The 11,872-nt window shown below is 52.4% G+C and carries 11 protein-coding genes; 2 read left to right on the top strand and 9 right to left on the bottom strand.

Features of this window, described 5'->3' with window-relative positions; genetic code table 11:
• The first annotated feature begins 227 nt into the window (after window positions 1-227).
• Window positions 228-1,454, top strand: coding sequence for a peptidase T (gene pepT, locus IMQ48_RS19660; RefSeq protein ID WP_196210323.1), 1,227 nt, complete (start codon window positions 228-230; stop codon window positions 1,452-1,454).
• Window positions 1,455-1,561: 107 nt separating this feature from the next.
• Here the strand turns inward: pepT and roxA are convergent, their stop codons facing one another.
• The 9 genes from roxA to rluE form a co-directional block, all read right to left on the bottom strand.
• Window positions 1,562-2,683 (bottom strand): [50S ribosomal protein L16]-arginine 3-hydroxylase, encoded by a 1,122-nt coding sequence (gene roxA, locus IMQ48_RS19655; RefSeq protein WP_196210322.1) that lies wholly within the window; start codon window positions 2,681-2,683, stop codon window positions 1,562-1,564.
• An 88-nt stretch (window positions 2,684-2,771) separates the two neighbouring features.
• Window positions 2,772-4,235 carry a two-component system sensor histidine kinase PhoQ gene (gene phoQ, locus IMQ48_RS19650; RefSeq protein WP_196210321.1) on the bottom strand — a complete coding sequence of 488 codons (1,464 nt, stop codon included), beginning with the start codon at window positions 4,233-4,235 and terminating at the stop codon, window positions 2,772-2,774.
• The gene (gene phoP / locus IMQ48_RS19645) at window positions 4,235-4,906 is read right to left on the bottom strand and encodes a two-component system response regulator PhoP (protein WP_196210320.1); all 672 of its coding nucleotides are present in this window, start codon (window positions 4,904-4,906) and stop codon (window positions 4,235-4,237) included. The genes phoQ and phoP overlap by 1 nt, the downstream gene beginning before the upstream one ends.
• Before the next feature lie 174 nt (window positions 4,907-5,080).
• Window positions 5,081-6,451, bottom strand: coding sequence for an adenylosuccinate lyase (gene purB, locus IMQ48_RS19640; protein ID WP_196210319.1), 1,371 nt, complete (start codon window positions 6,449-6,451; stop codon window positions 5,081-5,083).
• 3 nt (window positions 6,452-6,454) lie between these two features.
• A complete protein-coding gene (gene hflD / locus IMQ48_RS19635; RefSeq protein ID WP_117343114.1) occupies window positions 6,455-7,096 on the bottom strand; it encodes a high frequency lysogenization protein HflD in 642 nt (213 codons plus the stop codon).
• A gap of 35 nt (window positions 7,097-7,131) precedes the next feature.
• Complete coding sequence (gene mnmA / locus IMQ48_RS19630) at window positions 7,132-8,238, bottom strand: tRNA 2-thiouridine(34) synthase MnmA (protein WP_196210318.1); 1,107 nt, start codon at window positions 8,236-8,238, stop codon at window positions 7,132-7,134.
• 53 nt (window positions 8,239-8,291) lie between these two features.
• A complete protein-coding gene (locus IMQ48_RS19625) occupies window positions 8,292-8,753 on the bottom strand; it encodes an NUDIX hydrolase (RefSeq protein ID WP_196210317.1) in 462 nt (153 codons plus the stop codon).
• Window positions 8,754-8,763: 10 nt separating this feature from the next.
• On the bottom strand, window positions 8,764-9,693 hold the full coding sequence (locus IMQ48_RS19620; protein ID WP_196210316.1) for a hypothetical protein: 930 nt from the start codon (window positions 9,691-9,693) through the stop codon (window positions 8,764-8,766).
• 43 nt (window positions 9,694-9,736) lie between these two features.
• A complete protein-coding gene (rluE, locus tag IMQ48_RS19615; RefSeq protein ID WP_196210315.1) occupies window positions 9,737-10,360 on the bottom strand; it encodes a 23S rRNA pseudouridine(2457) synthase RluE in 624 nt (207 codons plus the stop codon).
• Window positions 10,361-10,562: 202 nt separating this feature from the next.
• On the opposite strand from rluE, the gene icd reads away from it, so the two are divergent.
• Complete coding sequence (gene icd, locus IMQ48_RS19610) at window positions 10,563-11,813, top strand: NADP-dependent isocitrate dehydrogenase (RefSeq protein ID WP_115258716.1); 1,251 nt, start codon at window positions 10,563-10,565, stop codon at window positions 11,811-11,813.
• Window positions 11,814-11,872: the final 59 nt, after the last annotated feature.

The following is an 11,872-nucleotide window of genomic DNA, read 5'->3' as shown; positions in this document are numbered from 1 at the left end:
GCTACGGGGTTTGTGGTTAACCACCTTGATGACTCTTAATGAGGGCCGTTATTCTACGGCAAACCATTGTAATCGCCAATCCTTGTTGCGAATTACTGACTTAGCCTTATAGTCAGAAGGGGTGTCGGGGACAAATATTCTCACTTGCGGGGATAAAAATGACCTGACGCAATATTTGTCTTTTCTTGCTTATTGATAATGTTGTCACGAAAAGTGAGGGTGACTGCATGGATAAACTACTTGAGCGTTTTTTACACTACGTGTCGCTGGACACGCAGTCCAAATCGGGTGTGCGGCAGGTACCCAGCACTGAGGGACAGTGGAAGTTATTACAGCTGCTCAAACAACAGCTTGAAGAAATGGGGCTGGTTGACGTCTCACTAAGTGAGAAGGGAACGCTGATGGCAACGTTACCCGCAAACGTTACCGACGGTATTCCCGCGATTGGCTTCATTTCTCATGTCGATACCTCACCAGATTTCAGTGGCAAAAACGTCAATCCACAAATTGTTGAAAACTACCGTGGGGGCGATATTGCGTTAGGTATTGGTGATGAAGTTCTGTCGCCGGTGATGTTCCCGGTGTTACATCAACTTTTGGGGCAAACGCTGATCACCACCGACGGTAAAACGCTGCTGGGTGCGGATGACAAAGCTGGTGTGGCGGAGATCATGACCGCACTAGCGGTTTTGAAGCATAAAAATATTCCCCACGGCGATATTCGGGTGGCCTTTACGCCCGACGAAGAAGTTGGCAAAGGGGCGAAACACTTTGACGTTGCGGCATTTGATGCGAAGTGGGCCTATACCGTTGACGGTGGTGGCGTGGGTGAACTGGAATTTGAGAACTTCAACGCTGCGTCTGTCAATATCAAGATCGTCGGTAATAATGTGCATCCGGGAACTGCAAAAGGTGTGATGGTGAATGCGCTGTCGCTAGCCGCCCGTATCCACGCTGAGGTTCCGGCAGATGAAAGTCCGGAAGCGACCGAAGGTTATGAAGGTTTTTACCACCTGGCGAGCATGAAAGGCACCGTTGACCGGGCTGACATGCACTACATTATCCGTGATTTTGACCGCAAACAGTTTGAAGCGCGGAAACGTAAAATCATGGAAATTGCCAAAAAGGTCGGCAAAGGGTTACACCCGGATTGCTACATAGAACTGGTGATTGAAGACAGCTATTACAATATGCGCGAGAAAGTGATCGAGCATCCCCACGTGCTGGATATTGCCCAGCAGGCGATGCGTGATTGCGACATTGAACCTGTGCTGAAACCCATTCGTGGCGGCACTGACGGCGCTCAGCTGTCGTTTATGGGGTTACCGTGTCCGAACCTGTTCACCGGCGGCTACAACTATCATGGTAAACATGAGTTTGTGACGCTGGAAGGAATGGAAAAAGCGGTGCAGGTGATCGTGCGCATTGCCGAATTGACCGCGAAACAAAAATAAAGTGTTCGTAGATGCCGGATGGCGGCTTGCGCCTTATCCGGCATCTATCTATGTCACACTGTAGGCCTGATAAGACGCACTAGCGTCGCATCAGGCACAATCGCCTATTACCCTTCGAAGAACCAGTATCCGCTGTTAACCAGCGCGGCCAGCATGGCGAGGAAAGACGGATCTTCCAGCGCATCCTCAAAGTTCTCGGCTGTCAACACAATATGGCTGGCCAGCGCCTCGAGGGCAGGGCGATGCGGTGAGTTAATCTTTTCACCGTTAACGTAAACCTCGTCGCCGACACGGATGACGCGTAATCCGCCCAGACGTACCAGCACATCCCCTTGTTTCAGGGCATCGTAGATTTCGTCAGGCTGATAAGGGGGCTCTGGTGGGGCAACATCCAGTTCATGACGCGACTGGGAAATAAACTCTCCAAACCATTGTTTGAAATGCTCTGGTTGATTAATCAGCCCAAGCATCATTTCACGCAGTTTATCCATTTCCTGCGGCAGAACATCTGCCGGATGGTCGCGCGGCGGTAGATCCGGATCGCTGTAATAGGTGCTGCCCAGCTCACGTTGCAGAACGTAATCGGCGAATCCGCTGATAAGTTCACGAGTGTTTGGCGCACGGAAACCGACCGAATAGTTCATTGCGTTTTCCAACGCGTAGCCTTCGTGCGGGAATCCCGGTGGGATATACAGAATATCACCCGGTTCCAGCTCTTCATCAATGATGGCTTCAAACGGATCAACCTGCAGCAGGTCAGGGTGTGGGCAATGTTGCTTCAGCTGGAGTTTTTCGCCTACGCGCCAGCGGCGGCGACCGGTGCCCTGAATGATAAACACATCGTACTGATCCAGATGCGGACCAACGCCGCCGCCGGGTACGGAAAAGGAGATCATCAGGTCGTCGATACGCCAGTCTGGTAATTCACGGAACGGGCGCATCAGCGCGGCGGTGGGTTCGTGCCAGTGGTTAACGGCCTGGACCAGCAGCGACCAGTTATTCTCGCCGAGATGGTCATAGCTTTCGAAAGGACCATGGCTCACCTGCCATTTACCGTCCTGGTGGCTGACCAGTCGGCTGTCGACTTCACTTTCCATCGCCAGTCCGGCCAGTTCATCTGGGGAAAGCGGATCGATAAAGTTAGTAAAACCACGCTTTAAGACCACCGGGCGCTTTTGCCAGTGGCGTTCAAGAAAGTCGGGCCAGTTGAGGTTTAATTGGTATTCCATAATGCGCATCCGCAGACAGTTGGTTGCTCCGATTATAACGGATGCTTAACCGGATAAGTGATGTCGGTACATAAATATTACAAACAACTTACTCGTCTTTATGCCCCGGATGCTGACGGCCAAAAATGACCTCCATGCGCGCGCCACCTAACAGACTGTCGCCTGCGATAATCTGTCCGTCATACTGCTCGGTAATTTCGCGTGCTACCGCTAGCCCCACGCCTTGCCCGGGGCGTAAGGTATCCACGCGCTGGCCGCGATCAAAAACCACTTCACGCTTAGCTTGCGGAATACCAGGACCGTCATCTTCCACCAGAATATGCAGGCGATCGTCAGACAGGTGAGCGGAGATCTCGACAAATTCAAGACAGTATTTACAGGCGTTATCCAGTACGTTACCCATGACCTCGACAAAATCATTCTGCTCGCCGACAAAACTGATTTCGGGTGAGATATCGAGGCTGATGGTGACACCTTTACGCTGATATACCTTATTGAGGGCAGAGGTCAGCTTATCCAGCAAAGGGGCGACCGGGTGCAGTTCGCGGCTGAGCAGGGCGTTACCGCCGCGCATGCTGGCGCGATGCAGGTAGTAGCCAATTTGCTGGGAAATGCGGCTGATTTGCTCCAGCATGACAGGTTCGGCATCCGTTACGCTCATCTTTTCATTACGCATCGAGCGTAGCGTGCTTTGCAAAACGGCCAGCGGTGTTTTCAGGCTGTGGGTGAGGTCGGTTAAGGTCGTGCGGTATTTATCGTAACGCTCACGTTCACTTTTCAGCAGCCGGTTGAGGTTGCGTACCAGACTGGTTAGCTCACGAGTGGTGGCGGGATTAAGCATCTCACGGTGATGCTCCTCGAGTTCACGGACCTCACGCGCCAGAGATTCGATAGGTCGCAAACTCCACCAGGCGGCGACCCATAACAGTGGGATCACAAGCAACAGGTTGGCTACCAGAACATAGATAAACCAGCTCCAGACCATATACGAGCGCTTTAGCTCAATGGGGATAGTGTCGACAACGACAATGGTGAGCTCCGGCATGCGGGCGGTTGCGGGGTAGACGTTCACCGCCACCGAGTGGGTCATTTCGGCGTCGTTATCATCTTCTCTGACCTCTTTTAACTGCTGTTGGGCGGAATGGTCTTCGCGCAGTAACGTGCTGGTAGCGTCGACATCGGCTTCTATTTCATGAAAACCATTCGTTTTAAGCCAGTCTGGCTGAATACTGTGTGTCAGCCAGGGGATATCGCGTTGCGCCCATAGCAATTTGCCATTTTCATTATAGATAAGTGACATGGTGGGGCTTTGCATATCGAGATGTTCAGGCAGTTCGACCTGGAGCTTGCCGTCTTCCCATTTTGCGAGGGTGTAAAACAGATTGCTTTCACCGCGCAGCAGACGAAACGTGGTCTTATCAAAGCTCACGCTGTAACCCACCAGTGCGACCATGCCATAGGCCAGCGACAGCACCAGCACAACGGCTGCGGTTGCCAACAAAAAGCGCAGCCGTAGCGATAATGGAAAAAAATGGCGCAATAATTTTTTCATTAGCGCAGTTCGAAAAGATAGCCCTGCCCGCGCACGGTGGTTATCACGTCATCCGGATATTGCGCCTGGATTTTTTTACGCAGACGTCCCATCAGTACATCGATGGTGTGACTTTCGCGCAGTTCGGCATCCGGATAAAGTTGCAGCATCAGCGAATCTTTGCTGACCACTTTACCGCTATTGCGGATCAGCGTTTCTATGATGGTGTATTCAAATGCGGTGAGTTTGATGACCTCATCGTTCACTGATAATTCGCGGCGGGAAAGATCAACCTGAAAAGGCGGCAGCGAGATAATTTGCGAGGCCAGGCCACTGTTGCGGCGCATCAGTGCCTGCATTCGGGCGACCACCTCTTCAATGTGAAAGGGCTTCGTTACGTAGTCATCGGCCCCGGCGCTGAGCACTTCCACTTTATCCTGCCAACCTTCGCGGGCGGTTAAGACCAGAATGGGGAGTGAGACCTCATTACTACGCCAGCGGCGGATCAGCGACAAGCCATCTTCATCGGGGAGCCCTAAGTCAACGATCGCAATATCTGGCAGATGTTCGTTAAGGTAATAATCTGCTTCCTTTGCATCCTCAGCATCATCAACCTGGTGGCCGGCATCCTGTAACTGAACCTTCAGGTGGTGACGTAACAAGGCATTATCCTCAACAACCAGTACGCGCATCTTCATTTCTCCCTAAATTAACGGTATGAATAGTTTAACGCTGATTATGTGACTGTGGGGATAAACATTTAATAAACCGAGGGGAATGTCGGAAGGTACTATGAACGCCATATCTGGCCTACGGCGGATAAATGTAGGCCAGATAAGCGTGAGCGCCATCTGGCGCAGGATTAATTACTTCAACTCATCAACCATGGTGATGGCACGACCAATATAGTTGGCCGGCGTCATTGCTTTCAGACGTGTTTTCTCTTCTTCTGGCAGGGCCAGTCCGTCGATAAACTGCTTCATGCCTTCGGCGTCGACGCGCTTGCCACGGGTCAGCTCTTTCAGCTTCTCGTACGGTTTTTCAATGCCGTAACGACGCATGACGGTCTGGATCGGCTCAGCCAGTACTTCCCAGTTATGGTCCAGTTCGTCCAGCAGATGGTCGCGGTTTACTTCCAGTTTGCTCACACCCTTCAGCGTGGATTGATACGCGATCAACGCGTAGCCAATTCCCACGCCCAGGTTACGCAGAACGGTAGAATCCGTCAGGTCACGCTGCCAGCGGGAAACCGGTAGTTTGCTCGCCAGGTGCTGCAACACCGCATTAGACAGGCCCAGGTTGCCTTCGGAGTTTTCGAAGTCGATAGGATTAACCTTGTGCGGCATGGTGGAAGAACCAATTTCACCGGCGATGGTTTTCTGTTTGAAGTGGTTCAGCGCCACATAACCCCAGACGTCGCGGTCAAAATCGATCAGGATGGTGTTAAAACGCGCGACGCAATCGAACAGCTCAGCAATGTAGTCGTGCGGCTCAATCTGCGTGGTGTACGGGTTCCACTGAATACCCAGCGAAGTGACGAATTCCTCACTGAACTGATGCCAGTCAACTTCCGGATAAGCGGCGATGTGGGCGTTATAGTTACCGACGGCACCGTTGATTTTACCGAGAATTTCTACCTGGTTTAACTGGCGATACTGGCGCTCCATACGGTAGGCCACGTTAGCCATTTCTTTGCCCAACGTAGACGGCGTAGCTGGTTGGCCGTGCGTACGGGAGAGCAGGGGAATGTCACGATACTGCACGGACAGGTCTTTCACCGCGTCGATAAGCTTGCGCCAGTAAGGCAGGATCACTTCATCGCGGGCGGTTTTCAGCATCAATGCATGAGACAGGTTGTTGATATCTTCTGAGGTACAGGCGAAGTGGATAAACTCGGAAACAGCGTGCAGTTCCGGGATATCCGCCACTTTTTCTTTCAGGAAATACTCAACGGCCTTCACATCGTGGTTGGTCGTGCGTTCAATGGTTTTGATGCGTGCGGCATCTTCTTCATTGAAGTTAGCGACGATCGTATCAAGGAAACCGATTGCGTCGGCAGCAAAAGCAGGAACTTCCTTGATCGCTGCGTGCGCGGCCAGTTTTTGCAGCCAGCGTACTTCAACCTGTACACGGAATTTCAGCAAACCGTATTCGCTGAAAATCCCGCGCAGCGCGCTGACTTTATCGCCGTAGCGTCCATCGACAGGGGAAACGGCGGTCAGTGAGGATAATTCCATAGATCACAACTCCGGGGTTAAATGAGCAAGAATTTGTTTTGCCTGAGTGGTCAGGCGATTACGAGAAAACATGAGTTGCAGACGACCGCCACCGACCTGGTGCCAGAGTACGGCAGCACGAATGCCGGCCAGAAGCGACGCGCGGACTTTGGCCTGAACCTGCGGGCTCTGGAGGATAGCCGGGGAACCCGTGACTTGAATACGTGGGCCGAGCGGGCTGATGACGTCAACATAAATGCCCGCCATCGCGCTCATTAACGTTTCTGACTGCAAATCGAAATGGTCTAGTTGGCGCTGCAAACCGTTAATACGGTCCCCCAGCGTGTCCATTGCGCCCTTGGCGGCTGACAGCTTGCGCTCCAGCACCATCAGGCTCAGCGTATAGCGGGTGAGTTCCGCGTTTAGCCCCTGACGACTGCTGGCGTTCAGTACGCCGAGCAGCGTTTCAAGACCCAGACGCAGATTGGCTTCACTGCCGCCAAACACGCCCAGCGTAGAATTGGGATTCATATCAATAACGCTGTTGAGTGAAACGTGCAGTGCATCGGCATCACAGTGCCCCTGGTGTGCCAGTTGTTGCACCAGGCGAGCCGACTGGCAAATGCCTGCCAGAGCGAGGGTGATGTCATAATAATTCTTTGCCACGTTCACTGCTTCCTTGTATTAGATATGTAGATAAATTATACCGGCAGAGGCAGACGCTGCTCGATAATACCGCCACCGAGGCATACTTCGCCGCTGTAAAAGACGGCCGACTGACCTGGCGTTACCGCCGCAACCGGCTCGTCAAAAATCACTTCAATACGTTCGTCATCCAGCGCCTTAACGGTGCACGGAATATCGGTCTGACGATAGCGGGTTTTCACCGTACAGCGCATTGTGCCGGCGAAGGGTTCGCGATCGACCCAGTGCAACTGTTGTGCGATCAGGCCAACGGACATCAGACGCGGGTGATCGTGACCCTGAGCGACAACCAGAATGTTGTTCTCAACGTCCTTATCGACCACGTACCACGGATCTTCGGTCCCTTCTTTGGTTCCGCCGATACCCAGACCTTTACGTTGGCCCAGCGTGTGATACATCAGCCCCTGGTGCTGGCCGATTTCTTCGCCATCCACGGTGATGATTTTTCCTGGCTGAGCCGGAAGGTAACGGCCGAGGAACTCGCGAAATTTACGTTCACCAATAAAGCAGATGCCGGTGGAGTCTTTTTTCTTCGCGGTAATCAGGCCCAGATCTTCGGCGATTTTGCGCACCTGCGGTTTTTCCAGTTCACCGACCGGGAACAGGCTTTGGGCGATCTGCTCGTGACCGAGCGTATAGAGGAAGTAGCTTTGGTCTTTATTGCCGTCGAGTCCGCGCAGCAGGCGGCTTTTTCCGTCGACGTCCGCACGGCGCACGTAATGACCGGTGGCGATGAAATCGGCACCTAAATCTTCAGCGGCAAATTCGAGGAAGGCTTTAAACTTAATTTCTTTGTTGCACAGAATATCCGGGTTTGGCGTACGACCCGCTTTGTACTCTTCAAGGAACAACTCAAAGACGTTGTCCCAGTATTCTGCGGCAAAGTTAACTGTATGCAGTTCAATGCCGAGTTTGTCGCAGACTGCCTGCGCATCCGCAAGATCGGCGGCAGCGGTACAGTATTCCTCACCGTCGTCCTCTTCCCAGTTCTTCATGAACAGGCCTTCAACCTGATAACCCTGTTGTTGCAACAGCCAGGCAGAAACGGAGGAATCGACACCGCCGGACATGCCGACGATCACTTTTTTTGGGCTTTCAGACATAGGAATACTCACGACATTGAACTTAAAGGCGGCATATTCTATCACGCAGCCCTTTACTTGACACCCTCTGTAAACGGCCAGTTAAATTCTCCGATCATTGCCAGCGGATACCGTTGTCCACTCTGATAACAGCGAATGCTCTCTGCAACCAGCGGCGAACGCAGGTTGGGTGCAGATAAAATATCTTCCGCGCTGACCCAGCGACAGCAATCTATATCGCTGTCATGCGGCTCGGTAGCGCACATATTGGCAAGCTCAAGAGAAAACAGAAAACGCAAGAACGGGGTTCTGTCCGGGGCTATCCATTGATGCATGCGAATAAAATGCTGCGGTTGCGCGGTGATGCCGGTTTCTTCCCACAGTTCACGTGCAGCGGCTTGTACCAGGGTTTCATCCGCTTCCAGATGTCCGGCAGGCTGGTTCCATAACGCTTTGCCGTTGATGGTCTCCTCAACGACTAAAAACTTATCCTCGGCATGCACAATGCAGGCGACGGTGACGTGCGGTTTGAACATGGTTCACCTCTTATTCTTCTTTAAAGCCTTCAGAAACATCTGGCCAGCTGATTTCGCCCGTGGCTTTATCGATACTGATATAGGCCACCGGAGGGGAGGTTTGTGGATCGGCGGCACCTCGGCAAAATTCGGTTTGGTGGTCTTCGCGCACGATGATTTCAATCGCATTTTTCGCATTCCAGCTCTCATAAAAAACACATTGATAGTCATAACGCAAACTGAGGGTGGCGACCCGCGTGGCTGTATCTGTAGAGAGTGGATTGATGTCGTCGCGATAGCGGTCACCGCTGTTTAAAGGTTGCAGCTGTGATTTTTTCAACCAGCCGCGCACGCTATGGCGATCGGTGGTGTAATAGACCACCTCAATAAAATCGTCTTTGGACTCTTCCTGAGCAGAAACCACGTCGCCGGGAACCAGGAACACGGAACTGTTGCGGCACTGCGCATTTGGCATTGAATAGAACTCAGCGCGCGTGCGGCCGATGACCTGATAATGGTTGCTGGCGGCGGGGGGCATTTTATCACGTTGTGACATCGCTTTATTGGCCCATGTCTGGCAGGCAGGGCTAACGGGAAGCGAGTTAGCTAACGGCGTAAGTCCGTCAGCGGTAACCCAACCGGTAGCGAAAGTGCCGTTTGCGCCCCGGTAGCGGACGTAACGAAAAGGTTCGTCTTTGGACAGCATGCCTGTGCTTTCATAACGCTGCGAACTTCTGAGCACCTCTACGGTGTCGCTATTGACCAAAAACGCCGGGAGCTGGCATCCGCTGGCCGGTGCAGAGTAGAAATGCAGGCGAGAGTCAGCACGGACGTTGGCAGAGGAGTAAAGATAATTTGCCTCTCCCGCCGCGATCCCGGCGAGCGTTTCACAATCCTGTTTTGCATAACAAAATGGTGAAATGCCGCACAACATGAGCGCTGCAACGATCCGTTTATCCATATGCCGTGTTCTTCCCTGTTAATAGTTGCGTTAAAAATGGATGCTACGGCTGCAGCTCACGCCATTCGCCGTTGGCGAGGTTATCCAGCGTGTAATCCCCCATGGCATAGCGGATTAACCGCAGCGTGGGGAAACCCACGTGCGCCGTCATGCGTCTCACCTGACGGTTACGTCCCTCATACAACGTGACTTTCAACCAACGGGTGGGAATGCTTTTGCGCTCGCGAATCGGTGGATTTCGCGGCCACAGCCAGTCAGGTTCGGCAACAACCTCAACGCCTGCCGGCAACGTTGGGCCATCATTGAGCGTCACGCCATTGCGCAGGGCATCCAGCGCCTCTGGCGTCGGCTCACCTTCAACCTGCACGTAATAAATTTTTCCGGTGCGCTTACCCGGCTGCGTTAATCGAGCCTGCAATGCGCCGTCATTGGTCAGTACCAGCAGACCTTCGCTGTCCCTGTCCAGGCGCCCCGCAGCATAGACGCCCTGTAAGGGAATAAAATCTTTTAACGTGCTGCGACCCGCTTCGTCAGTAAATTGTGGCAAAACATCGTAGGGTTTATTGAACAAAACCACGCGTTTTGGCTGGTTTTCTTTACGCTGCTTAGTGACTTGTCGTGAGCTGAATCGCTCAACCCGGTGATTTCTAAAAGAAGTTTTTTGCATGGTATTTTCAGATTATATCAATTGCCGCATTATAGCCTAAGAACGAGTGTCTTTCATGGCGGCGAACAATAGGGTAGTATTGACACGCTCATTACAAATCATTAACAAAAAGTTGCTCTAACGCATCCGTGTAGCAGGACGCAAATGCACATGCAGCGTGATGACAGACGAGCAGAACCAGAAGCGCTCGAAGGAGAGGTGAATGGAAAGCAAAGTAGTTGTTCCGGCGGAAGGTAAGAAGATCACCCTGCAAAACGGCAAACTCAACGTTCCTGAAAATCCGATTATCCCGTTCATTGAAGGCGACGGTATCGGCGTTGATGTAACCCCACCGATGATCAAAGTTGTCGATGCTGCTGTCGAGAAAGCCTATAAAGGCGAGCGTAAAATCTCCTGGATGGAAATCTACACCGGCGAGAAATCCACTCAGGTCTATGGCCAGGACGTCTGGCTGCCTGCTGAAACCCTTGATCTGATTCGTGACTACCGTGTCGCCATCAAAGGCCCACTGACCACCCCTGTTGGCGGCGGTATTCGCTCACTGAACGTTGCACTGCGTCAGGAACTTGACCTGTACGTGTGCCTGCGTCCGGTTCGTTACTACCAGGGCACCCCAAGCCCGGTTAAACATCCTGAACTGACCGACATGGTCATCTTCCGTGAAAACTCTGAAGACATCTACGCCGGTATCGAGTGGAAAGCCGACTCTGCTGATGCAGAGAAAGTGATTAAATTCTTGCGCGAAGAGATGGGCGTGAAGAAAATTCGCTTCCCGGAACATTGCGGTATCGGTATCAAACCGTGTTCCGAAGACGGGACGAAACGTCTGGTGCGTGCGGCGATTGAATACGCCATCGCCAACGATCGTGATTCTGTTACCCTGGTACATAAAGGTAACATCATGAAGTTCACCGAAGGCGCGTTCAAAGACTGGGGTTACCAGTTAGCGCGTGAAGAGTTTGGTGGTGAGTTGATCGACGGTGGCCCATGGGTGAAAATCAAGAACCCGAAAACCGGGAAAGAGATTGTTGTTAAGGACGTTATCGCCGATGCGTTCCTGCAGCAGATCCTGCTGCGTCCGGCAGAGTATGACGTCATCGCTTGTATGAACCTGAACGGTGACTACATCTCTGATGCCCTGGCGGCGCAGGTTGGCGGGATCGGTATCGCGCCGGGTGCAAACATCGGTGACGAATGTGCACTGTTCGAAGCCACCCACGGTACTGCACCGAAGTATGCGGGTCAGGATAAAGTGAACCCTGGTTCTATCATCCTGTCTGCTGAAATGATGCTGCGCCACATGGGTTGGGTAGAGGCCGCAGACCTGATCGTTAAAGGTATGAGCGGTGCGATTAACGCGAAAACCGTAACTTACGATTTCGAACGTCTGATGGATGGTGCTAAGCTGCTGAAATGTTCAGAGTTTGGTGACGCGATCATCGAAAACATGTAATCCAGATCCTGGGTTGTGTGAGAACGGGAGCCGAGTGGTTCCCGTTTTTTATGTCATTA

The organism is Citrobacter sp. Res13-Sevr-PEB04-36 (assembly GCF_015672735.1).
In the GTDB taxonomy this organism is placed as follows: domain Bacteria; phylum Pseudomonadota; class Gammaproteobacteria; order Enterobacterales; family Enterobacteriaceae; genus Citrobacter.
Note: the sequence above shows the minus strand (reverse complement) of the source record. Positions and strands in the feature narration are given on the sequence as shown.